Below are 23,358 nucleotides of genomic sequence, written 5' to 3' on the forward strand. Positions count from 1 at the left end.
ATTACTGTCACTGTTTACCGGCGCACCCGCCGCCCGGGTCACGGGTGCGCCGGCAATGACTGACAGTAAACCGTATGAATCGACCCGGGATCGGTCCCGGTCGGTGTCGGTCGTCGCCGCGTTACGCGCCCCAGCTATCGACGCGGTGTGGACGATCGGTCACCGACGCGACCTCGAGGTCGTCGCCGGCGGCCTCGAGCGCCTCGACGTAGGCCACGGCGCTGGCTTCCGTCGAGAGGTAGGGAATCTCCTCTTCGACGGCCATCTCGAGACTCGGGCGGTCGCGGCTGACGACGAAGTCGACTTTCCCCTCGCGGATGGCCGCCGGCACGTCGTCGAACTCCTCGACGTCGAAGTGGTCCTCGAAGCCGTCGACGTCGAGATCGATCACGGCGGTGCCCTCGCTGACCGCGTTCGAGGCGGCCTGCTGGGCCTTCCAGTAGGCCATGCCGAACTCGCTCGCCGTCCCCATCACTTCGCCGGTGGACTTCATCTCCGGGCCCAGACGCGGGTCCGATCCCGGCAGACGGTCGAACGGGAGGACGACCTCCTTGATCGAGGTGTGTTCCGGAATCTGCTCTTGGGCCTCGAGGCTCGCGAGCGTCTCGCCGGCCATCACCTTGGCCGCGAGTTTCGCGATCGGGACGCCCGTCGCCTTCGAGATGAAGGGTACGGTGCGAGAGGACCGCGGGTTGGCCTCGAGGACGTAGACCTCGCCGTCCCTGACTGCAAGCTGGACGTTCAACAGTCCCTTGGTCTTCAATGCCGCCGCGATGTCCTCGGTGACCTCGCGGACGCGTTCTAAGGTGTCGTCGTCGAGCGAGCGCGGCGGGATCATACAGGCGGAGTCGCCGGAGTGGACGCCCGCGGTCTCGACGTGTTCCATGATGCCGCCGATCAGCACCGAGCGGCCGTCGGAGACGGCGTCGACGTCGAGTTCGATCGCGTCCTCTAAGAAGTCGTCCACGAGGATCGGCTTGTCCGGGGAGACGCGGACGGCCTCCTCGATGTACGTCTCGAGTTCGTCGTCGTCGTAAACGACGTCCATCGCGCGGCCGCCCAGCACGTAGGATGGGCGGACGAGGACGGGGTAGCCGATCTCGTGGGCGAGCTCGAGCGCTTCCTCCTTCGAGTACGCCGTCCCGCCGTCGGGCTGGGCGATCCCGAGTTCGTCCATGAGCGCGTTGAAGCGGTCGCGGTCCTCGGCCAGGTCCATCGCCTCGACGGAGGTGCCCATGACCTCACACTCGAGGCCGCGGCGGTCGATCTCCTCGGCGAGCGGTTCGGCGATGTTGACGGAAGTCTGACCGCCGAACTGGACCATCACGCCGTCGGCGTCGGCCGCCTCGGCGACGTCCGCGACCTCCTCGGCCGTGATCGGTTCGAAGAACAGCCCGTCGGAGGTATCGTAGTCCGTCGAGACCGTCTCGGGGTTGTTGTTGACGACGTGGGCGTCGATGCCGAGTTCGCGCAGCGCCTGGATCGCGTGGACCGAACAGTAGTCGAACTCGACGCCCTGTCCGATGCGGATCGGGCCGCCGCCGACCACGACGACGCTCTCGACGTCCCGGGAGACCTCGAGTTCGCCGGCCGCGGCGTCGCCGATCAGCGGACCGGACTCGAATTCACTCTTGCGCGCGGAGTAGTAGTACGGCGTCTCGGCCTCGAACTCGCCGGCGCAGGTGTCGACTTGCTTGTAGGTTCGACCGGGGACGTCCTGTTCGACCGCGTCGACGTCGGTCCCGGCGGCCGCGGCGATCGTCGCGTTCGTGTGGCCGGCGATCGCGGCCTCGGTGAAGTCGCCCTCGGCGGCGGCGCGCACGGAGCTTGCGATGCGTTCGTATCGTTCGGTGTACCACTCGAAGATGCCCGTGAGGTCGACGACCTCCTCGACGGTGTAGCCGCGGTCGAAGGCCTCGAACATCGCGTACGGTCGGTCCGGCGACGGACGCGCGAGGTAGCGTTCCTCGAGTTCCTCGTCGCTTACGTCGTCCCAGTCGACGTCGGGTTCGTACTCCGAGGAGCGAAGTGCCTTGAGCAGGCTCTCCTCGAAGGTGCGTCCGATCGCCATTGCCTCGCCGGTCGACTTCATCGCGGTGGTGAGCTCGAAGTCGACGTCGTCGAACTTGTCCTTGGGCCACCGCGGCACTTTGGTGACGACGTAGTCGATCGCCGGCTCGAACGCCGCGGTCGTCTCGCCCGTAATTTCGTTTTCGATCTCGTGGAGGCGCTTGCCGATGGCGACCTTCGCGGTGACGCGGGCGATCGGGTAGCCGGTTGCCTTCGAGGCCAGCGCCGAGGACCGCGAGACGCGGGGGTTCACCTCGACGACGCGGTACTCGCCGCCAGGCGTGCCGTCGTCGCGCCAGGCGAACTGGATGTTACAGCCGCCCTGAATCCCGAGTTCGCGGATGACGTCGAGCGCCGCGGTGCGCATCTCCTGGTGGCCCTCGTCGGGAACGAGTTGGGAGGGCGTGACGACCGTCGACTCCCCGGTGTGGATCCCCATCGGGTCGATGTTCTCCATGTTACAGATGATGATACAGGAGTCGTCGGCGTCGCGCATCACCTCGTACTCGTACTCGACCCAGCCGGCGATCGACTCGGTGATGAGCACCTCGCTGTTACGAGAGAGGCGAAGCCCCTTGCGGACGCGGGCGAGGAGTTCGTCGAACTCGTGGACGACGCCCGAGCCGCTCCCGCCGAGCGTGTAGGTCGTCCGGGCGATAACCGGCAGGCCGCCGACCTCCTCGACGGCGGCCTCGACGCGCTCTTTCAGGTCGGCCTCGGTCAGTTCCGTGACGGACTCGCCGTCCTCGAGCGCGATCGTCGTCGAGCGGGGAACCGGCTGGCCGATCTTCTCCATGCGCTGGCGAAAGAGGTCGCGGTCCTCGGTCGCGTAGATCGTATCCAGCGGCGTCCCCATGATCTCGACGTCGTACTCCTCTAAAACGCCCTCTTCGGCGAGTTCGGCGGTGACGTTGAGCCCGGTCTGGCCGCCGAGACCGGCGATGACCCCGTCCGGTTGCTCCTTCCGGATGATCTCGGCGATTGCGTCGGTCGTGATCGGCTCGATGTAGACCTCGTCGGCCATCTCGGGATCGGTCATGATCGTCGCCGGGTTCGAATTGACGAGGACGACGCGTGCCCCCTCCTCCTGGAGGGCGCGACAGGCCTGTGCGCCGGAGTAGTCGAACTCCGCGGCCTGTCCGATCTGGATCGGTCCGCTACCGATCAACAGGATCGTCCGCCCGTCCCCTGTCGCTTCGTCGTGATCCGTACTCATTGGTTCTGTTCGTTCGAAGTTCGTACATCGTAATAAGCCCCACGAAACGATACGATTCTCGAAATCACTTTTCGAAATTCGAATTCGGCTGGCGATACCCGGCGCGACGAGGGGGCGCTCTCCCCGTACCGAAGCGTGGCGACCGTCTCGAGCGGGTCGTGAAACCGCCTCTCCCGGCCGCCGGAACCCGGTGTCACTCTCCCGGCCGCCGGAACCCGGTAGCGCTCGCTACTGGCTTTTCGAGAACCGAATCGACTGGCCGTTCCGAGACTCACAGCCTACCGGCCGTTCCGAGACTCACAGCCTACCGGCCGACTCGAGGTCCACGATCTTCGAGACCTGCAATCACTGTCAGCGCACGCTGATGCCTCGCCGAGAGAGGAACTCGCTTGCGGCTTTGATCTCGACGGGGCTCCCGATGACGCGACAGTGCCCCTCGTCCTCCTGAAAAACGGTAACCGTGAACTCGTCGTCGAGCCGAGGCTCGAGGTCCGTTACGGTCTCACGGGGGAGGACGATCTGGGTACTGTCGCGAAGCCGCGCCGGATCTGGCATGTACGCATCGCCTTTTCCCTGCGCCCGGTTTATGAGTGTCGAAACCCGTTGGAATCGGTAATGTCTGACGACCCGATGGCCGTCGGCGAATAGGGGCGATGGAAAGGGTTTTTCCGGACCGGCGGCTGGGTACAGACAAATGGGGCTCAAGGAGGAGATCGAGGAAATCGAAGAAGAGATCGCCAATACGCCCTACAACAAGTCGACTGAGGCACACATCGGCCGGCTGAAGTCGAAGCTCGCGGAGAAAAAAGAGAAACTCGAGAACCGTAGCTCCGCCGGCGGCGGGACCGGCTACTCGGTCGAGAAACACGGTGACGCGACCGTCGCACTCGTCGGCTTTCCGAGCGTCGGTAAGTCCTCACTTTTGAACTCGCTGACGAACGCCGAGAGCGAAACCGGCTCCTACGAGTTCACCACACTCGACGTCAACCCGGGGATGCTCAAACACCGCGGGGCGAACATCCAGATGCTCGACGTCCCGGGGCTCATCGAGGGGGCGGCCACCGGTCGGGGAGACGGCCAGCAGGTCCTCGCCGTCGTCCGAAACGCCGACCTGATCGTCTTCGTCCTCTCGGTGTTCGAGATCGATCAGTACGATCGGCTTCAGGAGGAGCTGTACGACATCAACATCCGCGTCGACCAGGAGCCGCCGCGGGTGACGGTCCGACCGAAGATCAAAGACGGCATCAAGATCACCTCGAGCACCGAACAGGACTTAGACGAGGAGACGATATCAGACGTCCTCCGCGAACACGGCTACGTCAACGCCGTGTTGAACCTCCAGGAGGCCGTCACCATCGATCGACTGATCGACGGCCTGATGGAAAACCGCGAGTACATCCCCTCGATCACCTGCGTCAACAAGGTCGACCTGATCGAGCCCGACTACAAGGAGACGGTCGACGAGCAGTTGCGCGAGCGCGATCTCGACCCCGAAGAAGTGACGTTCATCAGCGCCGAAGCGGAGAGAGGCCTCGAGGCGCTCAAAGATCGGATCTGGGACGGCCTGGGTCTCATTCGGGTCTACATGAACAAGCCGGGCCGGGGCATCGACTGGGATGAACCGCTGGTCATCGAGGAAGGGACCACCGTCGGCGATGCGATCGAAAAACTCGGCGGCGAGATGGAAGAGCGGTTTCGCTTCGCCCGCGTTACCGGCCCCAGCGCGACTCACGACGAACAGCAGGTCGGCACGGATCACGTCCTCGAGGACGAGGACGTGCTGAAGCTTATTTTGCGTCGGTGACGCTCATCGGCCCGTTGCATCGGTGACGCTCATCGGCCCGTTGTGTCGATGACGCTCATCGACTCGTTTCGTCGCGTCCGATCCGAGACGCCGATGCCCGGACGGATTCCAGCCGGTCGCCGCGGGCGGCCGCCGTTCTCGCGGGGTCGGAGCGACACGTCTTTTTGACAGCGCCGGGCAGGTAGTGGTATGGATCCAAAGCGGGAGCTTACGAGCGTCGACCTCGCCGCCCTCGTCGGGGAACTGGGCACCTACGAGGGGGCGAAAGTCGACAAGGCCTACCTCTACGGCGACGATCTCGTCCGCCTGAAGATGCGCGATTTCGACCGCGGACGCCTCGAGTTGGTACTCGAGGTCGGCGAAACCAAACGAGCACACACCGTCTCCCCCGAGCGGGTGCCCGACGCCCCGGGCCGGCCGCCGCAGTTCGCGATGATGCTCCGGAACCGACTGTCGGGTGCAGATTTTGTCGGTGCATCACAGTACGAGTTCGACCGCATCCTCGAGTTCGTCTTCGAGCGCGAGGACGGACTCACGCGGATCATCGTCGAACTGTTCGGCCAGGGCAACGTCGCCGTCACCGACGGCGAGTACGAGGTGATCGACTGCCTCGAGACCGTCCGGCTGAAGTCACGAACCGTCGTTCCCGGCTCGCGCTACGAGTTTCCGGACACGCGGACGAATCCGCTCACCGTCTCCCGCGAGGCGTTCGAACGCGAGATGGACGACTCCGATACGGACGTCGTCCGGACGCTCGCGACCCAGCTCAACTTCGGCGGACTCTACGGCGAAGAGGTCTGTACCCGCGCCGGCGTCGAGAAGACGATGGATATCGACGACGCCGACGAGGAGGTCTACGAGCGACTCTACGAGGCCATCGAGCGTCTCGCACTCGACGTTCGCAATCGCAACTTCGACCCGCGGCTCTACATCGAAGGCGGCGACGAGGGAGACGCCGACGGAGAGGCGAACGAAGGCACCGATTCGAACGCCGGCCGCGTCGTCGACGTCACCCCGTTCCCGCTCGAGGAACACGCCGAACTCGCGGCCGAGCCCTACGACACGTTCCTGTCCGCGCTCGACGACTACTTCTTCCGACTCGAACTCGCCGACGAGGAAGAGCCGGACCCGACGGACCAGCGCCCGGATTTCGAAGCGGAGGTCGCGAAGTACGAGCGGATCATCGAGCAACAGGAGGGCGCAATCGAAGGGTTCGAAGAGGAAGCCGACGCCACGCGCCAAAAGGCGGAGTTGCTGTACGCCGAGTACGGGCTGGTCGACGATATTCTGTCGACGGTTCAGGAGGCACGCAGACAGGATCGACCGTGGGACGAGATCGAACAGCGGTTCGAGGAAGGCAGAGAGCGGGATATCGAGGCCGCCGAAGCGGTCGTCGACGTCGACGGCAGCGAGGGCGTCGTCACGATCGAACTCGACGGCAAGCGCATCGACCTCGTCGCCCGCGACGGCCTGGAACAGAACGCCGATCGGCTCTACACCGAGGCCAAGCGCATCGCCGAGAAAAAGGAGGGGGCGCTGGCGGCGATCGAGGACACCCGCGAGGACCTCGAGGACGCCAAACGCCGCCGCGACCGGTGGGAAGCCGACGACGGGGACGACGATGAGGACGAAACAGCGGACGAAGACGACGACCGGGACTGGCTGTCCGAGCCCTCGGTCCCGATTCGCGAGAACGAACCGTGGTTCGACCGGTTCCGATGGTTTCACACCAGCGACGGCTACCTCGTCATCGGCGGTCGTAACGCAGACCAGAACGAGGAGTTGGTGAAGAAGTACCTCGAGCCGGGTGACAAAGTCCTGCACACGCAGGCCCACGGCGGCCCCGTTACCGTGTTGAAGGCGACCGATCCGAGCGAGGCGTCCTCCTCGGAGATCGAACTGCCCGAAACCAGTATCGAGGAGGCTGCCCAGTTTGCAGTATCGTACTCGTCGGTCTGGAAAGACGGCCGGTACGCGGGCGACGTCTACGCGGTCGACTCCGGCCAGGTCACCAAGACGCCCGAAAGCGGCGAGTACCTCGAGAAAGGCGGGTTCGCGATCCGCGGCGATCGAACCTACTACGACGACACGCCGGTCGGCGTCGCGGTCGGGATCCAGTGTGAACCCTACACCCGCGTGATCGGCGGCCCGCCGTCGGCGGTCACGGATCAGGCGGCGACTGTGATCGAACTCGAGCCCGGTCGGTACGCACAGGCCGACGCGGCGAAGCGACTGTATCGACAGTTCCGGGAACGATTCGCGGACGAGTCGTTCGTCCGAAAGATCGCGAGCCCGGACCGGATCCAGCACTTCATGCCGCCGGGCGGAAGCCGGATCGCAGAGGAGTAGACGCCACTATAGGAGGTGTTTCTGTGCGAGCGAACTGATAATCGGCAGGGAAGCCGCCTCACCCTGGTAGGCCTTGACGACGAGGTACAACCAAACGAGGAATACCGCGAGCCACAGGGCGAGCGATATCAGGATGTCGAAAAGCGCTACCAGCATCTCTAACAGAAATCCGATAACCGGGACCGATCCCATCAACATTCCGAGGACCAGCATCCCGATCCAGAAGACCGCATAAATCACGATCACCGTCAGGCCGAACACGATGCTCTGAGCGGCGTGATACCGGGCGAACCCGTTGTCCTCCTCGAGCAAGTACACGAGAAGTCCCCCGATCGGTGCAAAGAAATACGAGAGCATCGCGATGACGTTCCCGTCCGGACCGAGGCTGGTTTCGGTCGACGCTGCGGACTCGACTGAAGACGCGCTTTTCGTTGCCATGAGTATCTGATTCGAAATTCTCCCGTTCCTAATTCAATGTTTTGGAATACAATTATATACTATGACATCAGTACAGTAAATAGTCCAGGTAGAGTTAATGTACTTTTCCCAGTTAGGTCTCCGGGAGAAAACTCCGATCAGTCCGGTCCGTCGCGGATCCGCTGTCGACGGTCACGGGCAGTGACAGGGGGCGGACGAATGAGAGCACCTTTTTGTCGCCTCCACGGAGGTGACGTATGCAGATCAAAGACCGGGAGCGACTCGAGGGTGGGCGCGAACGGGTCACCGTGGTGCCCGAGAGCGTCGACGACCTTTGGCACCTGCAGTTCGTCCTCGAGCCCGGCGACCGCGTCGCGGGGGATACGACCCGGCGTATCCAGCGAAACGACGAACAGATGCGCGATACGGGCGGCGAGCGCGAGCACATGTGGGTCGCCATCGCCGTCGACGACGTCGAGTTCCACAAGTTCGCGAACCGTCTCCGCGTAGGTGGGGAGATCGTCGCCTGCTCGCGAGAGGATCAACTCGGCTTCCATCACACCGTAAACGTCGAGGAGCGAGACGAGATTTCGATCGAGAAGCGCTTCAAACCGGATCAGGAGGCACGCCTCGAGGAGGCCGAAGAGGCGACGGAAAACCCCGACGTCGCCATCGCGACCGTCGAGGAAGGACAGGCCCACGTCCATACGGTCGCCCAGTACGGCACCGAAGAGCGCGCGACGATCACCGGACCGACCGGGAAAGGGGAGTACGCCCGCGAGCGTTCGGAGCTGTTCGCCGAACTCGGCGACGTACTCAAACGCCTCGAGGTCGACGCGATTATCCTCGCCGGACCCGGCTTTACGAAACAGGACGCCCAGAAGTACCTCGAGAAGAACGAACCCGACGTCGCCGAGTTGCTCACGATGGTCGATACGGCGAGCGTTGGCGACCGGGGCGTCCACGAGGTGCTCAAACGCGGCGCGGTCGCGGACGTCCAACAGGAGACGCGCATCGAGAGCGAGGCCGAACGGATCGACGAACTCACGCGCCGAATCGCGGAGGGTGCCAAAGCCGCCTACGGGCCGGACGAGGTTCGAACGGCCGCCGAGTACGGTGCGATCGAGGACCTGTTGATACTCGACGACCGACTGCGGAAAGAGCGCGGACCGGACGGCGAGTGGGCCGTCGACGTCGACGACATCGTCCGCACGACCGAGCAGAAAGGCGGCGACGTGACGGTGTTCTCGAGCGAGTTTCCCCCGGGCCAGCAGCTCTCGAATCTCGGCGGGATCGCGGCCCTGTTGCGGTACCGACTCGAATGAGTCCGGCGGGTCCGGGCGGCCCGATCTCGTGGACGCTGGTCACGTGGACGCCGATCCTGGGTGTTCTGGACCTGTGGACTCCGGTTCTGGAGGGACTGGACCCGTGGACGCCGATTCCGTGGGAAGGGATGCTGTGGACCCTGGCGGTGCTCACTTACGGCGTCGGTGACCTCGCGACGACGATAGTGGGATTGCGCTACGACGAACTCGAGGAAGGAAATTCGGGTGCACGCCTGTTGCTCGGGGATCCACCCTCGGCCGTCCGATTCGGGCTGTTCAAGGCTGCCCTGTTCGGGTTCTGTTATGCTGGATACGTCGCGCTCGGCGGATTCGAATTTCGGGTTCTCTTCCCGGCGGCGATCAGCGCCGTCGGAATCTATGCGGTCGTCAACAACGTTCGAGCGATCGTCGCCGTCAGGTGAGTCGACTCGCCGTTCGCGGACGGACTCGACGCGGTCACCGATCACCGGGAAACCGCTACAACAATCCGCCTCACGCGCCGCGGTCTCGAGACTGCCACAGGAACACAACGGCGACCGGAACGACCGCCCACGCGAGCAACGTTCCGAGTCCGAACAGGTTCGGGAGGTGCGGCAGGGTCGTCGAGCCGCCGAAAAGGGGCTCGATGGCCCGCGGAACGTAATAGAGCGCGCCCGAGAACGCGTCGAACGGATTCAGCCGGCTCACGTACAGATACCAGGTCGGCTCCTCGAGACTCGCGAGCAAGAACGGTTCCTCGAGGTCGGGAGTCGTTCGTCCGGTGAGGACGAACGAGACGAACGCGACGACCGTCGTCTGCCAGAGGAGCCGAAAGGAGACGTAGAGTCCGAGAAGCAAGGCGAGAGCGCGCCGCCTCGTCGTACAGATCCTCGAGGCAATCACGGTCGGACTCAACCAGGCGAGGCCGAGCAGTATCGCTGCGGCGAGACCGCCGAACAGCGACGTCGGACGTATCGTCCCGAGTTGACCGACGACGAGAGCCGCCAGCAGGCCGACGACGACCGTCGAGGCGATCCCGAGGACGGCTCCTCGGCCGAGGAGCGCGCCGAGAGTGATCTCGAGGAACGATCCGTTCCGGTCGTCGGTCCGTCTCGAGGTCGACCCGGAGATGGCGAGCGTGCCGAGAGCGACCGCGAACAGGGGCAACCAGAGTTCGACCTCTCCAATAGCGAGCAAGAGCGGCCGATCGTCCGTCCGAAGGTGTGGCGACCCCATCCAGGGAACCCACATCACCAACACGACGATCGCGAAAAGTGCGGTCGCGATCCACGTCGACCTCGAGCGAGCGAGGCCAACGATTTCGTTCCGTGCGATTCTCGTCGCGAGACTCATCCGTCCTCACCGCGGGCTGAACGTTCGAGGGCAGTCATCTTCGCTGGGACCTATCATACAATAGGTCAATTCCCCAATCAGTGTATCGATCGAACAGGTCACGACGGCGTTTGGGTGCTGGCCTCGATCAACTGGATCAGGACCGAGGCGAACAGCGACCCGGAACTCCAGATCGCGGTCTCGCTGCCGTCGTCGTCGATGACACTCAACAGAATTCCGTCGTCGTCGACCATGACGATCCGCCCCGACCTGTGGTCCTCGCCGTGGTGACTCGGCGGCGAATCGGTCTGGACGCCCTCGAGAGATCCCAGTTGCTCCCGGACCGCATCCGTTCTGCTCACGGCGAGGACCTCGACGTCCGATTCCACCGCACACTCGAGCGTTCGCTCGATCGGCTCGGTGACCAGTTCCGGCAAGCGCGTCCCGAAGACGATGCGACCCTTGGCACTCGAGAGGAGATCGACGACCCGGTCGTCGACCCGGTCCCGACCGCGAACCGTCCAGATGTCCTCCTGGGTCTCCTCGCCGGTCGACTCCTGTCTGACCCGGTCGACGTAATCGAACGCACGCTCGCGCTCGCTCTCGAATCGGTCCCGGAGAATGTCCTGGGCCTCGTCGACGTCCACCGGTCGATATCTGATCGGACTCGACTGCTGGATCTCGAGCAGTCCCCTGCCCTCGAGACTTTCGGCGACGCTGTAGACCTGCGATCGGGGGACATCGGCGATTCGCGCGACGTCCCGCGCGGTCCCGGAGCCGAGTCGGTGGAGCGCGATGAACACCTTGGCCTCGTAACTGGTGAGGCCGAGTCGTTCGAACGCCTCGACCGCCTCGGGTTCGTCGACGCTCACTCGTCCTCACCCCCTGCACCGGAATCGGACGTTCTGCGGGTGTCCCTGGTCGTCTCGGCGTCGGGATCCGTCGAGGTCCCCCCGTCGCTCGCCGCCGGCGGCGTGGGTCGGCGAACCGGCCGCGTGTCGAAGGAGACGTCGGGTCCGAGGTAGCGCGTCCAGAGGACCAGCAGCGTCGGAAGAACGACGACGCTCGCCAGAAACGCGTACGTAATCGTCAAGCCCGTAATGATGCCGAACTGTCGAAGGACCGGAAGGACGGCAAACGCCAGCGTCCCGAAGCCGCCGACGGTGGTCGCCGCGCTGCCGAGCAGTGCCCCTCCGGTACCGGTGACCGTCGTCTCGAGGGCCGCCCAGACGTTACCCTGGCGCTCGAGTTCCAGGGTGTAGCGGGCGCTGACGTGGATGCTGTAGGCGACACCGAGCCCGATGGTGAGGCTGGTAATCATCCCAGTGAGGACGTTAAACGGCATTCCGATGAGATACATCGTGCCGAGAATCCAGCTGACGGCGAAGGCGACCGGCAGTAGCGTCACGACGCCGAGAGTCGCACTGTTGCCGGTGAGTCGGTAGGCCGCCGACAGGAACACGAACACCGCGACGAGCGTGATCAGCAAGCTCTGGAGGACGGTGTCGAGCAGGTCCTGCTCGACGATGTGATTGACGATCGGATCACCCGTAGCGATGGCGCTGACGCCGCCCCCGCTGGCAGCGACACCCGTTCCGTCGTCCGTATCGTCGTTCCCGTCGTCGGCGAACCCGCGGTCGCCTCCCGCCCCTTCGTCGTCGATCGTCGCCGCGATGGCGCGCATCTCTTCGGTCGTCTCGTCGAACGGCGCATCGCCCCGGACGGCGACGATCAGCCGAGCCGTATCGTACGTACCGTCGTCGTTCCGGTGGAGAACCTGACTCGCTTCCTCCTCGTTGACCTCGAACAGTTCGTCGTACAGTTCCGTGACGTTCTCGTCGGGGACCCCGTCACCCGTCGTATCCGCGGCCTCGAACGATTCGTTGAACGACTCGTTCTGGGCGGCAACGTCTTCCATCACGGTCAACGGCCCGTCGACGTCGGCTTCGCCGCTTGCAAGCGTGTACGCGACCTCGCTGTCGGCGGCCTCGTTCTGGGCCGTCTCGAGGCGTTCGAGTACGTCCCCATCGGCAACGTCGCCCTCGACCAAGATCTGGGCCTGCAGGTCGTCACGCTGGAAGTTCTCGTTGACGAAATCGAGGTCCGCCGAGGCCTGATACTCGCCGGGTGCCATCGAACTCGGGAGCGACTCCGTCCACGCGGGCGGGCTCTCCGCGAGGAAGTCCTCCTCGTCGAAGCTGGTGTCGACCTGACTCGCGCCGTAGACCCCGCCGGCGGTCACGAGCAAAACGACGAGTAACAAGACCAGCGGGGCCCGCCTGGCCGCGGTCGCACCGACCGAGAGGACGTCCCCCAACCGCCCGCCGCCGGTTCCAAATGCCCGCCTGTGGCGATCGAAGCCGCGGGCCTCGAGGATCGTGTCGATCTCGACTTTCGCAGCCGGGATCAAGCCGCCGAAGACGATCAGCGCGGCGAGGATGCCGAACGCGCTCACGACGCCGAACTCCCGAATCGGGGCGATCGGGCTGATCAGGTTCGCGAGAAACCCGATCGCGGTCGTCGCGGTCACCCAGACGAGCGCAATGCCGACGCCCGCGAGCGCGACGGCCATCGATCCGCGGATCGAACTCGAGTCGGTGACTGAGTGATCGGCCGTTTCGGGGCGCTCACGGGCCGCTTCACTCCCCGTTCTCTCGTCCGAGGCCCGTGGCGTCTCGCGGTGCTCCCGATAGCGCATGAAGACGTGGATCGCGTAGTCGATCGAGAGCCCGATCAACAGGACCGGAATCGCGATCATCATCTGGTTGAACGAGATGTCCGCCCAGCCCATGAAGCCGAACGTCCAGACGAGCACCGTGACGATGCCGACGACACCGAGGACGATATCGAGCGGATCGCGGTAAGCGACCAGGAGTGCAGCGACGACGAACGCGAGCGCGAGCGGACCGACGATCGCCAGACTGTCTGCCATCGAGCGGTCGATCTCGTCGGTAATGACGCCGACGCCGAAGACGATCTGATCGTGATCGTGATCGGCCGCGAGGTCGCGCAGATCGAGTTGGGCATCGAGGACCGCCTCGTCGACCGCACCCATCTCCACGTCACCGTCGCCGATTCCCTGGGTGACGAACGTCATTCGCGCGTCCGCCTCGGTCGAACCGGGCTCGTAGTCCGATGGCATGAACGCGAGAGCCCCACCCTGGTCTTCGTCGTCGTCCGACAGCGCGTCCTCGAGAGCCTCCTCGAACTCCTCGTCGTCGATCTCCGAGAGCGTCTCGATCTGTTCGTCGAGCGTCGGTCCGTCGTCGTCCTCGAGGTCGGCTTGCATCTCCTCGAGTTCTTCGGCGTCTTCCCCCAGTTGTTCGTACTCTTCTTCGAGTCGCTCGCTATCCTCTTCGAGTTGCTCGCTGTCTTCCTCGAGTTGCTCGCTCTCGGCCTCGAGTTGCTCGTACTCGTCTTCGAGAACGCCCATCGTCGCGCCGAGGTAGACGTCCTCCAGCGCGTCGGTGAGTTCCTGATACTCCGGATCCGCCTCGGGGTCGTCGGTCGTCTGCTCGATCGCGAACCGATCAGACTCGATCGCCCGCGCCTGCTGGGCCAGTTCCTCGTACTCCGCGGCCTGTTCGTCGTCGAGGCCCGCGGTCGCTTCCTCGATCGTGGCGTCGAACTCCGCCTCGAGTTCGGCCGCACCCTCCTGGTACTCGGGGTCGTCCTCGTCGTAGGTTGCCGCCAGTTCCTCGTACTCGCGCTGGATGCGGATCGACGCGTCGATGCCGTCCTCGAGTCGGTCGCTCGTCTCGTTCAACTCCGCCTCGCGTTCCTCGAGTTCCTCACCACGTTCCTCGAGCTCTTCGCCACGTTCCTCGAGTTCCTCGCTCGTCTCGTTCAACTCCGTCTCGCGTTCCTCGAGGTCGTCGCCCAGTTCCTCGAGTTCGTCGATCTGCTCGTTCGTGATCGCCGTGATCGCGACGACGTTCTCGACGCCGGTGATCGCGTCGTCCTCGACGAGCGTCTCGTTGACCGATTCGTTCGCCCTGATCTCCTCCTGGAACTCCAGAGACTCGAGCAACGATTCTCTCGTGAGAACGTTCTCGCCGTCACCGCGGGTGATTACCTGGACGCTGGTCGTCCCCTCCTCGTCGTCGACGCCGAACCGTTCGTCGATCTCCTCCATCGCATCGCCCTCGGGTGAGTCGCTCTCGAACTGCTCGAGCGAGGAGTCGTCGTCGACCATCGACATCCCCGTGCCGATCAGTGCAGTCGTAAGCAGGAGCGCAACGAGAACGATACGGGAGTGAGACGTGACGAGGTCGGAGATACGTTCGACCGGATTCATTCGATCGCCTCCACCGAACCGGCGTCCGTACGTCGAAGAACCATGCTGTTGTTACGATCCTAAAAACACGGCCGCTTATACGTGTTTGCAGAGCTACAATTTAGTGAACGTCACGCCTCCTGATACACAGCCCACTGCCCCAAGACGCCGAATGTCGTTCGATGCTGGCTCCCAATTATAGTGTTCGATATCTGATTTTCATATGACTCGATACGGGTCTCCGATCCATCAGCGCGCGCTGGCGACGGCGGCGAGCACTACGAGACGTCGTCGCTACCCCTGTGCGAAGGACGGCGCAGAACGCAGTGATCCGCAGAGGCTGGTGAGGGGAGGCGGTGAGCAGGACTGATACTGCCGGCCGGAGGTCGACCTCGAGTACTCCCTCCGAGAGTCTGATACGGACTACTGTACCTGTTTACCGGCGCACCCACCGTCCGGGTCGCGGGTGCGCCGGCAACGACGTACAGTAAACCGTATCACACGCCCTGACTCATCAGGTAGCTCCGCAACACGTCGGCCTCCTTGCTCCCGGTCGCGGCGTTGACGAGGACGACCGTCTCGTCGCCGTCGAACTCGCCGCGCTCGGCGAGTTCCCACGCGCCGGCGGCCGCGGCCCCAGCACTCGGCGTCATCTCGAGACCCTCGTGTTTGGCAACCGTGACCGCAGCCTCGAGGACGTCCTGGTCGCCGGCCGCAACCGCGCCGCCGTCGGTCTTCCGGATCGCCTCGAGCACCCGCGAACCTGCGATCGGATCGGGAACTTCGATCCCGCCACAGATCGTATCGGGCGTCTCGACAGGTTCGGTGTCGTCGGCTCCCGACTCGAACGCGTCGACGATCGGCGCACAGCCGTCGGCCTGGGCGGCGTACAGCGAGGGGCGCTCGTCGACGAGGCCGAGCGTTTGCAACTCGGTCACCGCCCTGGAGCCGCCGACAAGCCCGGTACCGCTCCCGGTCGGGTAGACGATCGCGTCGGGCACCGCCCACTCGAGTTGCTCGAGGATCTCGTACGTGGTAGTCTTCTCGCCCTCGTGGCGGTACGGCGTGACGAACGTCTGGAGTGGCTCCCAGTCGTCGTGTTCGGCTATTCCCTCCTCGAAGGCGTCGACGGCGTCGTCGTATCGCCCGCCGACGACGTTCATGTCGCCGCCGTGGACGTTCACCATCGCCTTGTTCGAAAAGCCCGAGCGTGCGGGGAGATACACGTGTGACTCGAGGCCCGCACGGCCGGCGTAGGCCGCGGCCGACTGCCCGCCGTTGCCGGTCGACGCGAGCGCGACGTCGGTTCCACCGCTTTCCACAACGGCTGTTACCGCCATCGACTGGCCCCGATCCCGAATCGTTCCCGTCGGATTCCGGCCCTCGTCTTTGATCAGTAGTCGTCCGACGCCGAGTTCCGCCGCCAGCGCGGGGCACTCGACCAGCGGCGTCGCCCCCTCGTCCATCGTCACGGCCGCTTCGCGGGCGACCGGCAACAGGTCCTCGTAGCGCCACATCGAATCCAGCGGACGCGACTCGAGGGCGGCCCGATCCAGATCGATCGCGTCGTAGTCGTACGTCGCCTCGAGAAGCCCGTCACAGTCGGGACACCGACCGATCCGATCGGCGTCCACGTTGGCCCCGCAGTCGACACACTCGAGGCCGAGAAAGGCGTCAGTCGTCTCCATACCGAACCGTTCGTGGCCCCGGACTAATGGTTGTTCATCGCTCTCGGCCGGAAAATGCGTCGAACGGACGCGGTCACGCTGCGGGTCGGTCGCTCGTCGACTCCCCGTTCGATCCCTCGACGGCGATCGGGTGGAGATCGAGCCACGCGTGACCGATCACGTAGTAGGCCGCGACCAGCGCGTAGAACGCGACGATCGCGCCGAGGACGGCACCGACGAACGGAATCGAGCCGAGGATGCCCGAGACGAACGAGCCGACGATCACGATGCCGAGTGCCAGCAGCCAGTTCGTTGCGTAGGTTGCGCTTCGGAGGACGGGGCGAAGCGCCGCGAAGTCGAACCCTGCGGCGATTCGCCGTTCCGCGGCGAACTGTGCGAGCGCGGCCGGAACGACGTACGCCGTCAGCAGGGCGGCCGCGAGCGCGAGCAGTCCGACCGCGATCACGACGGCGACGCCGAACACACCGGGATCGCCGCTGGCGACGAGTACGACACCCCCCGCGGCGAACGCGCCGACGACGATCGGGACCAGCGAGTACGCGAGGAGGATCACGAACGCCTTCGCGCCCTCGACGGTCAACTCGCCCCAGTCGTCGAACGTCGGAGCCTCGTCGTCGCCGCGTGCGGTCCGGTCCAGTACGCGGACGACGTACCCCCAGACGAGAAAGAGGGGGATCACCAGAAAGGCAAACAGCAGGAGCACTCCCCCGATGATGCTGGTCTTCCACGCGTCCTCGCTGTCTTTCAGATAGATTATTGATTCGGTTAGCATCGGTTACACCTCGGCCGTCTGCAGTTGCTCGCGGCCTGGCCAACGTATTATACTACCGACAACTATATAGCCCTCTCCATATACCGGAAATCCTGCCTTTTCAGCCCCTCAAACTCACATTCCGATCGTACTTCAACAGTGGTATCAGAATTAGGAGTGGACGTAATCTCACGCGTGTACGGCCTCGAGACGCGACGCTCGAGGGTATATCAAACCGCAGAGAATACGTCGATATCAGTGGTCGCCGGCTTTCGACTGCCACTCGTAGTCGCGACGCTTGGCGGACGTGCCGAAGCCACACGACGAGCATTCCTTCTTCTTTACGTGGTAGGACTTCTCTCCGCAGCGACGACACTTGACGTGTGTCGTCTTGTTCTTCTTTCCTTGGCTCGGGGTTCCTGCACCAGTCATGGAGTTATCGAAACGACGTTGTCGCCGCGTATAATGGTTGTGTCTTCGATCGGCTCGTCGTCCGACGCGGCTTCATCGGCGGGAATCGCGGCGTCGTCGAGCACGAGGTTCATGTGCTGATCGTAGCCGGCGAGATCGCCGACGTATTCGTCGCCGCTTTTGAGTCGTACCGTCACGCGTTCGCCAAGCGACGCCTCGAGGACGTCGAGCGGTCGTCCACTCATACGAAAGACCGCAGGTGACGACTACTTAATCGTACCGGTCCCGTCGTACTCGAGGCGAGTCACCTCGACCGAACGGTTCGACGAATCGACCAAACGGCTAAGTGGACGGTCGTCGTCCACGACGATATGGGAGAACGAAAATTCACCTTCATCGAGTTGCATCTAGACGGCGACACCCAGTTCGGTCCGCGCGAAATCGGCGAAGCGCTCCCGTTCGGGGAGAAGACGGAAGCCTCCGACCTCGAGACCGAAGTCGAGTTCGACGAGGAATCCGACGAGGCAGCCGACGACGACAGCAGTGGTCCCGGCGGGAAGAGTGCGATCGGCGCGCTGGTCGCCCTCGCTGTGCTCGTCGGGATCGCCGCCGCCGCGAAAAAGTTCCGCGGTGACGACGAACCCGACCTGGAGGACGAAGAACAGCCGGACGTTATCGTCAACTAAACTGAGCCGAACGCTTTTGCGTTCGACAGTCGTACCCATTCCTGTGAACCTCTATCGTAGCGCTCGTGCCGTCGCCGGGGCGTCCGGATCCGGCGACGACGCGATCGACTGGCGATCCGCCGCAGAAGCCGCGAAGGCGGCGACGGATCCCGGATCGATCGCACTCGAGCCCGGCGAGGCCGACGCCTACGCGCGTGACGTCCGGGATGCTCGTGCGGCCGTTCGAACGGTTTCCGGTGCCGAGTTCGACGTCCCCGACACCATCGAGATCCAGAACCGTCACCACTGGATCGACGCCAACGTCGAGACCTTCGAGCGCGTGATGGGCGCACTCGAGGCCCACACCGACGTCTTTCCCGGTATCGCCCGGACGATCAACACGGGGACGATGGCCGTCTTGCTCGGCTTTCTCGGACGGAACGTCCTCGGTCAGTACGACCCGCTGTTGCTCGCCGACACGCCGGAGGACGACCACGCGCTCTATTTCGTCCGGCCGAACATCCTCAACGCGGCCGACACGCTCGAGGTCGATCCCGACCGGTTCAGACGCTGGATCGCGTTTCACGAGGTAACCCACGCGGCGGAGTTCGGCGCGGCCCCGTGGCTCTCGACGCACCTCGAGCGGCGCATGGAAGACGGCATCGCCGCCCTCTCGGCGGGGTCGTTCGACCGCGACGCGTTCCGGGAACTCGACGCCGCGATGACCGTCGTCGAGGGGTACGCCGAACTCCTGATGGACCACGCCTTCGACGACGAGTACGAGGACCTCCGACGGAAACTCGACGCGCGACGGCAGGGCCGAGGCCCCCTCCAGCGGCTGTTCCGACGGCTGCTCGGACTCGGACTCAAACAGCGCCAGTACGAGCGCGGGAAGAACTTCTTCGAGAGCGTCGTCACCGCGAGCGACCTCGAGACTGCGAGTCGCGTCTGGGAGCGACCCGAGAACCTGCCGACCCAGGACGAACTCGACTCGCCGGGGCTGTGGCTGCGCCGGATCGACCGCTGACAGGCCGACTGGACAACCACAGGTGGGCACGGACAGCTGCGGCTGAGACGGACAGCCACAGGTGAGCACGGACAGCTGCGGCTGAGACGGACAACCACAGGTGGGCACGGACAGCTGCGGCTGAGACGGACAGCCACAGGTGAGCACGGACAGCTGCGGCTGAGACGGACAACCACAGGTGGGCACGGACAGCTGCGGCTGAGACGGACAGCCACAGGTGGGCACGGACAGCTGTGTGTGAGTGCTTACAACTTCGAGTGACGAAACTCTCGAGCGACGCGCCGGAGGTACCACCACAGCGCCGTCCCGACCAGACAGCCGCCCAGCGCCGACAGTCCGACGATGGCGTACCCGCCGCCACCCTGGAGCGCCATCGTCGCACCGGAGAGGCTGACCAGCAAGACGAACCCGACGCTCATCCGGCCGACGCCGTCGCCTACTCCGCCGAGTTGAGGGCGTCTCGAGCGATCGTTTCTCCGCGTTCGATCGACTCCCTTCGATCGGTCGGACGATCGGGTTCGCTCGCTCCCGGCCCGCCGGCCGTCTCGCCTCATACCTTGTCGGCGACGCTTACGTGCATCGTCGCGAACTGCCAGTCCGCGGTCGTTCGCTCGCTCGCCATCGCACTCGAGGCGGGCGTCGGCTGGCCGTCGCTCGAGTCCGAGGGTGACTCGCGAACGAGCGTTCCGCTCCAGCGCGTGTCGAATCGATGCTCCGTCTCGCTCTCGACGTCCGTCCATGCCATCGTCACCTCGTCGGCGAACGTTGCGAACCGATCGCGCTCGCCGACGACGAGGTGGTGGCTCTCGACGGTCCAGTCCGCGGTCGTCTCCGTCTGGGAGCGAAGCGCCTCGGCTACGTCGTCGTAGCCGAACAGCGCCTCGCCGATCCCGAACTTGACCGTCGAACCGGCCGGCCGGAAGTACGACTCGAGCGGATCGCCGTTCCGAAGCGCGTCGTAGTAGGCGTGGACGGTGTCCTCGGCGTGTGCGGTCATCGTACGGTACTCTCCGGCGGGCGACCCCAAAGACGCATCGGACGCGAGTGCATGCCGCCCGATCGATGGCACCCGGCAATCGACGAAAGGGACGAACTCCCGGCATCCGACGACAGTGACGTCATTCCGGCATCCGACGACAGTGACGCCATTCCGGCATCCGACGACAGCGAGGCCCTTCCGACAACCAACGACAGCGACCCACTCCCGGCAGTCGACGACAACCGTTCATGCGGAGTCGGTCGGTCCCTCCCCGTGGTCGATCGCCTCGCCAGGTTTCGGTCTCCGGTCGGCCGACGAACGGTCGGCTGACTCGGATTCGATTCGGCGGTTGCGATCGAGCGCGTCGTCCCCGACTTCAGGCTCGAGCGATTCCCCGTCGGGCGAATCGAACGCAACTCGCGCCCGCCCGCTCGTCTCGTCGAAGACGTGGTGGGTGTGCGGGTACGCGATTTCGACGTCGGCGTCCCGAAACGCGTTCCAGGCGTTGCGCTGGACCGCCGATCGAACTTTCAGCGGGAGGTACGGCTCCTCGAGCCAGAGTTTGAGATCGATCGAGATGCCGTGATCGGCGAACTCCCTGACGAACGCCGTCGGGCGCGCCGGAAACCGCGACTGGCCCACCCTGATCGGCGGCCCGCCCTCGATGACGCCGTCGACCCGGCGAGCCGACCGCTCGAGGAGTTCGCAGGCCTGCTCGAGGTCGCCCTCGTAGGTGACACAGACCTCGATCGAGAGCCTGCTCCGTTCGTCCTCCGCCGAACAGTTACGGACGTCGCGCTCGCGCATCGTCTCGTTCGGAATCACGAGAAACGAGTTCTCGAGCGTGAACACACGCGTATAGCCGAGCGTGATGTCGTCGACGTACCCCCGCTCTTCGCGGTCGGCGAGTTCGATCATATCGCCGACCTCGTAGGGTCGGTTGAACAGGATGAACAGCCCGCTGACGTAGCTGCGCCCGATCGGCGCGAGCACCGCACCGACGACGAGCGAGAGGACGGTAAACGAGAGCAGGACGTTCTGCGGGCGAAAACCGAGGAGCCCGGCGAAGGGGACGAACGCGTAGCAGACGATCGCGATCCGGCCGGCCAACAACACCGCGTTGGCGGTCGTCGGTCGAAGGGCTCGCCGCTCGAGGCGCGGTCGAAGCCGATCGGCCAGCAGCTTCGAGCCGTACCACGCGACGAGGATCGCGATTCCGGCGAGCAGCCACGTCATCTCGAGCGTACCGACGAAATCCGTGACCGCCATCCGGGCGCTTCGGTCGGCGGAGACAGGTTCGAGCGACCGACCGCCGGCTACTGATTCGTGCGATCGGCCGCCGACTCCCAGTCCGACGATTCGACCGACGAGTTCCGATTCGATGATTCTGGACGCGTAACGCGACGGGTAAACGGACACTGCCTGACCTTCCGTCGGCGAGCGAAAAAGGGCGGCCGTGGCAACAGCAGGGGACGGGTCCCGCCTTCGACAGCAGACCGTCCCGTGTGGTCCGATATACGGATTTCTGTAACTGTGTACCGGAGCGACCGCAAGACGGCGCCCAGTCGCTCCGGAGACGACGTACAGTATTCCGTATAAAAGAGCCGTCTCAATTCACCGGAGTGTATTCATACTCGTACAGACTAGGTAAGAAGTACGTCTATGGATCGTGAAAAACTATTTCTCTACGTTTTACTGGCGATCGTCACGTTCTCGGTGTTCGTCATCGTTCGCCCGTTTCTCGAGTACGTTCTGCTGGCTCTCCTCCTCGCGTACGTCCTGTTTCCGTTACACCTCCAGCTACGCGAATCCGTACAGCGACGTCTGCCGTCCACTCGAGTCGCGGAGATCGTGTCCGCGGTCACGCTGATTCTCGCGAGTTTCGTGGTGTTGATAATCCCGATACTGTACATTCTGACGGCCTTTCTCGAGGACCTCCGGTTGATCTCCCGGGGGGAAACCGACCTGCAGACTGCCCTGATCGAACGGAAACTCGCAGAGATCGCCGGCGTAGACGTCGACATTCAGGAGACGGCCGGACAGCTGACCGAATTCCTGTTCTCCGTGTTCTTCCACGACGTCTCACACCTGATCGAACTCTCGTTGCACGTCTCCCTCGGCGTCGCGCTCGTCCTCTTTCTGGTGTTTTACCTGTTGCTCGACGGGCCGGCGCTCGTCGCGTGGCTCACGGATGCGAGTCCGCTCTCCCCCGGGGTCAGCGCGACGCTGGTCGATCAGATCGATCGAACGACGTGGGGGGCCGTCGTCGGTCACGCCTTCGCCGCCGTGGTCCAGGCGCTGGTTGCCGGTCTCGGCCTCTATTTGGCCGGTATTTCGAACGTCGTGTTCTGGACGATCGTGATGATGGTCCTCGCGTTCTTGCCGCTGATCGGCGTGTTCGTGATCTGGGCCCCTGCCGCGAGTTACCTGTTTCTCATCGACGAGACGGGGTCGGCGATTTTTCTCACCCTGTATGGCATCACGGTCGTGAGCTTCATCGATTACTACGTCAGGCCGATCGTGATCGACAAACGAGCGAGGCTGAACCCCGCGGTGATTCTCGTCGGCGTCTTCGGCGGCGTGTACACGCTCGGCTTCGTGGGGCTGTTCGTCGGCCCGATCCTGATCGGTATCGTCGTCGCGATCCTCGAAACGTTCAGACAGGAGTACCGATCGTCAGCACAGCCGGAACTGGACACGAGTGGCGATTCTCCCGGCGTCGACGACGGGACCGCGACTCCGCGCTCGAGTGAGGTTTCACGGACGACTCGAGCCTCTCGAAAGTAGCTGCTTGAACCCGTGATTCCGCGGCCTGATACGGTTTACTGTAAATCATTACCGGCGTACCCGCCGCCCGGGTCGCGGGTGCGCCGGTAAATCGTTACAGCAATCCGTATGAGACGGACTATTGGCAGTCAACGTCAGTGGGACCGCAGTGAGGTCGCAGTCCCACCGGTACATCTACGGGAACCACTGCACGTCATTCCACACCTGCTCGTCAGACTGACCAGCGAGGAGTGTGTCAATCGGCGCAGTTGTTACCAGAGACCGTATGGATAGCTGTGGGCC

The 23,358-nt window shown here is 64.3% G+C and carries 20 protein-coding genes; 7 read left to right on the top strand and 13 right to left on the bottom strand.

The window, feature by feature from the left end; genetic code table 11:
- Positions 1 to 121 precede the first annotated feature (121 nt).
- Together carB and EA473_RS00815 are read right to left on the bottom strand one after the other, a co-directional pair.
- The gene (gene carB, locus EA473_RS00810) at positions 122 to 3,286 is read right to left on the bottom strand and encodes a carbamoyl-phosphate synthase large subunit (protein WP_124193765.1); all 3,165 of its coding nucleotides are present in this window, start codon (positions 3,284 to 3,286) and stop codon (positions 122 to 124) included.
- 351 nt (positions 3,287 to 3,637) lie between these two features.
- On the bottom strand, positions 3,638 to 3,841 hold the full coding sequence (locus EA473_RS00815) for a VNG_1110C family protein (RefSeq protein ID WP_124193766.1): 204 nt from the start codon (positions 3,839 to 3,841) through the stop codon (positions 3,638 to 3,640).
- A gap of 139 nt (positions 3,842 to 3,980) precedes the next feature.
- On the opposite strand from EA473_RS00815, the gene EA473_RS00820 reads away from it, so the two are divergent.
- Positions 3,981 to 5,090, top strand: coding sequence for an OBG GTPase family GTP-binding protein (locus EA473_RS00820; protein ID WP_124193767.1), 1,110 nt, complete (start codon positions 3,981 to 3,983; stop codon positions 5,088 to 5,090).
- Between the two features lie 189 nt (positions 5,091 to 5,279).
- On the top strand, positions 5,280 to 7,439 hold the full coding sequence (gene rqcH / locus EA473_RS00825; RefSeq protein WP_124193768.1) for a ribosome rescue protein RqcH: 2,160 nt from the start codon (positions 5,280 to 5,282) through the stop codon (positions 7,437 to 7,439).
- 6 nt (positions 7,440 to 7,445) lie between these two features.
- Here rqcH and EA473_RS00830 read toward each other — a convergent pair whose 3' ends face one another.
- Positions 7,446 to 7,877 (bottom strand): DUF4870 domain-containing protein, encoded by a 432-nt coding sequence (locus EA473_RS00830; protein WP_124193769.1) that lies wholly within the window; start codon positions 7,875 to 7,877, stop codon positions 7,446 to 7,448.
- Between the two features lie 236 nt (positions 7,878 to 8,113).
- Between EA473_RS00830 and EA473_RS00835 the strand changes: the two genes are divergently transcribed.
- Both EA473_RS00835 and EA473_RS00840 read left to right on the top strand, forming a co-directional pair.
- Positions 8,114 to 9,181: an mRNA surveillance protein pelota gene (locus EA473_RS00835; protein WP_124193770.1), complete on the top strand. Its 1,068-nt coding sequence runs from the start codon at positions 8,114 to 8,116 to the stop codon at positions 9,179 to 9,181.
- Positions 9,178 to 9,603: a hypothetical protein gene (locus EA473_RS00840; RefSeq protein ID WP_341538980.1), complete on the top strand. Its 426-nt coding sequence runs from the start codon at positions 9,178 to 9,180 to the stop codon at positions 9,601 to 9,603. Before EA473_RS00835 ends, EA473_RS00840 begins: the two co-directional genes overlap by 4 nt.
- Positions 9,604 to 9,673: 70 nt before the next feature.
- Here the strand turns inward: EA473_RS00840 and EA473_RS00845 are convergent, their stop codons facing one another.
- The 7 genes from EA473_RS00845 to EA473_RS00875 all read right to left on the bottom strand — a co-directional run bounded on the left by EA473_RS00845 (position 9,674) and on the right by EA473_RS00875 (position 17,863).
- Positions 9,674 to 10,513 carry an ABC transporter permease subunit gene (locus EA473_RS00845; RefSeq protein WP_124193771.1) on the bottom strand — a complete coding sequence of 280 codons (840 nt, stop codon included), beginning with the start codon at positions 10,511 to 10,513 and terminating at the stop codon, positions 9,674 to 9,676.
- Between the two features lie 98 nt (positions 10,514 to 10,611).
- On the bottom strand, positions 10,612 to 11,364 hold the full coding sequence (locus tag EA473_RS00850; RefSeq protein WP_124193772.1) for a TrmB family transcriptional regulator: 753 nt from the start codon (positions 11,362 to 11,364) through the stop codon (positions 10,612 to 10,614).
- Positions 11,361 to 14,789: an efflux RND transporter permease subunit gene (locus EA473_RS00855; protein ID WP_124193773.1), complete on the bottom strand. Its 3,429-nt coding sequence runs from the start codon at positions 14,787 to 14,789 to the stop codon at positions 11,361 to 11,363. The genes EA473_RS00850 and EA473_RS00855 overlap by 4 nt, the downstream gene beginning before the upstream one ends.
- 476 nt (positions 14,790 to 15,265) lie before the next feature.
- Positions 15,266 to 16,456: a threonine synthase gene (locus EA473_RS00860; RefSeq protein WP_124193774.1), complete on the bottom strand. Its 1,191-nt coding sequence runs from the start codon at positions 16,454 to 16,456 to the stop codon at positions 15,266 to 15,268.
- A gap of 73 nt (positions 16,457 to 16,529) precedes the next feature.
- A complete protein-coding gene (locus EA473_RS00865) occupies positions 16,530 to 17,228 on the bottom strand; it encodes a DUF4013 domain-containing protein (RefSeq protein ID WP_124193775.1) in 699 nt (232 codons plus the stop codon).
- Between the two features lie 234 nt (positions 17,229 to 17,462).
- Complete coding sequence (locus EA473_RS00870) at positions 17,463 to 17,639, bottom strand: 50S ribosomal protein L37e (protein WP_124190840.1); 177 nt, start codon at positions 17,637 to 17,639, stop codon at positions 17,463 to 17,465.
- The gene (locus EA473_RS00875; protein WP_124193776.1) at positions 17,636 to 17,863 is read right to left on the bottom strand and encodes an LSM domain-containing protein; all 228 of its coding nucleotides are present in this window, start codon (positions 17,861 to 17,863) and stop codon (positions 17,636 to 17,638) included. The genes EA473_RS00870 and EA473_RS00875 overlap by 4 nt, the downstream gene beginning before the upstream one ends.
- A 126-nt stretch (positions 17,864 to 17,989) precedes the next feature.
- Between EA473_RS00875 and EA473_RS00880 the strand changes: the two genes are divergently transcribed.
- Together EA473_RS00880 and EA473_RS00885 are read left to right on the top strand one after the other, a co-directional pair.
- Entirely contained in the window at positions 17,990 to 18,304 is a 315-nt protein-coding gene (locus EA473_RS00880) for a hypothetical protein (protein WP_124193777.1), read from the top strand.
- A 43-nt stretch (positions 18,305 to 18,347) separates the two neighbouring features.
- A complete protein-coding gene (locus EA473_RS00885) occupies positions 18,348 to 19,310 on the top strand; it encodes a zinc-dependent metalloprotease (RefSeq protein ID WP_124193778.1) in 963 nt (320 codons plus the stop codon).
- A gap of 245 nt (positions 19,311 to 19,555) precedes the next feature.
- On the opposite strand, the gene EA473_RS00890 is transcribed toward EA473_RS00885, so the two are convergent.
- From EA473_RS00890 to EA473_RS00900, 3 genes are all read right to left on the bottom strand, one after another.
- Complete coding sequence (locus EA473_RS00890) at positions 19,556 to 19,864, bottom strand: hypothetical protein (RefSeq protein WP_124193779.1); 309 nt, start codon at positions 19,862 to 19,864, stop codon at positions 19,556 to 19,558.
- Positions 19,861 to 20,307, bottom strand: coding sequence for a nuclear transport factor 2 family protein (locus EA473_RS00895; RefSeq protein WP_124193780.1), 447 nt, complete (start codon positions 20,305 to 20,307; stop codon positions 19,861 to 19,863). Before EA473_RS00895 ends, EA473_RS00890 begins: the two co-directional genes overlap by 4 nt.
- Before the next feature lie 228 nt (positions 20,308 to 20,535).
- Complete coding sequence (locus tag EA473_RS00900; protein WP_243645166.1) at positions 20,536 to 21,708, bottom strand: mechanosensitive ion channel family protein; 1,173 nt, start codon at positions 21,706 to 21,708, stop codon at positions 20,536 to 20,538.
- Between the two features lie 243 nt (positions 21,709 to 21,951).
- Between EA473_RS00900 and EA473_RS00905 the strand changes: the two genes are divergently transcribed.
- Positions 21,952 to 23,076, top strand: coding sequence for an AI-2E family transporter (locus tag EA473_RS00905; RefSeq protein WP_124193781.1), 1,125 nt, complete (start codon positions 21,952 to 21,954; stop codon positions 23,074 to 23,076).
- The last annotated feature ends 282 nt before the right edge of the window (positions 23,077 to 23,358 follow it).

The sequence above is a fragment of the Natrarchaeobius chitinivorans genome, from assembly GCF_003841505.1.
Taxonomy (GTDB): Archaea; Halobacteriota; Halobacteria; order Halobacteriales; family Natrialbaceae; genus Natrarchaeobius; species Natrarchaeobius chitinivorans.

Excerpts from the sequence above, each read along its gene's own strand:
- carB (WP_124193765.1), bottom strand. The coding sequence starts at position 3,286 with ATGAGTACGGATCACGACGAAGCGACAGGGGACGGGCGGACGATCCTG.
- EA473_RS00815 (WP_124193766.1), bottom strand. The coding sequence starts at position 3,841 with ATGCCAGATCCGGCGCGGCTTCGCGACAGTACCCAGATCGTCCTCCCC.
- EA473_RS00820 (WP_124193767.1), top strand. The coding sequence starts at position 3,981 with ATGGGGCTCAAGGAGGAGATCGAGGAAATCGAAGAAGAGATCGCCAAT.
- rqcH (WP_124193768.1), top strand. The coding sequence starts at position 5,280 with ATGGATCCAAAGCGGGAGCTTACGAGCGTCGACCTCGCCGCCCTCGTC.
- EA473_RS00830 (WP_124193769.1), bottom strand. The coding sequence starts at position 7,877 with ATGGCAACGAAAAGCGCGTCTTCAGTCGAGTCCGCAGCGTCGACCGAA.
- EA473_RS00835 (WP_124193770.1), top strand. The coding sequence starts at position 8,114 with ATGCAGATCAAAGACCGGGAGCGACTCGAGGGTGGGCGCGAACGGGTC.
- EA473_RS00840 (WP_341538980.1), top strand. The coding sequence starts at position 9,178 with ATGAGTCCGGCGGGTCCGGGCGGCCCGATCTCGTGGACGCTGGTCACG.
- EA473_RS00845 (WP_124193771.1), bottom strand. The coding sequence starts at position 10,513 with ATGAGTCTCGCGACGAGAATCGCACGGAACGAAATCGTTGGCCTCGCT.
- EA473_RS00855 (WP_124193773.1), bottom strand. The coding sequence starts at position 14,789 with ATGAATCCGGTCGAACGTATCTCCGACCTCGTCACGTCTCACTCCCGT.
- EA473_RS00860 (WP_124193774.1), bottom strand. The coding sequence starts at position 16,456 with ATGGAGACGACTGACGCCTTTCTCGGCCTCGAGTGTGTCGACTGCGGG.
- EA473_RS00865 (WP_124193775.1), bottom strand. The coding sequence starts at position 17,228 with ATGCTAACCGAATCAATAATCTATCTGAAAGACAGCGAGGACGCGTGG.
- EA473_RS00870 (WP_124190840.1), bottom strand. The coding sequence starts at position 17,639 with ATGACTGGTGCAGGAACCCCGAGCCAAGGAAAGAAGAACAAGACGACA.
- EA473_RS00875 (WP_124193776.1), bottom strand. The coding sequence starts at position 17,863 with ATGAGTGGACGACCGCTCGACGTCCTCGAGGCGTCGCTTGGCGAACGC.
- EA473_RS00880 (WP_124193777.1), top strand. The coding sequence starts at position 17,990 with ATGGGAGAACGAAAATTCACCTTCATCGAGTTGCATCTAGACGGCGAC.
- EA473_RS00890 (WP_124193779.1), bottom strand. The coding sequence starts at position 19,864 with ATGAGGCGAGACGGCCGGCGGGCCGGGAGCGAGCGAACCCGATCGTCC.
- EA473_RS00895 (WP_124193780.1), bottom strand. The coding sequence starts at position 20,307 with ATGACCGCACACGCCGAGGACACCGTCCACGCCTACTACGACGCGCTT.
- EA473_RS00905 (WP_124193781.1), top strand. The coding sequence starts at position 21,952 with ATGGATCGTGAAAAACTATTTCTCTACGTTTTACTGGCGATCGTCACG.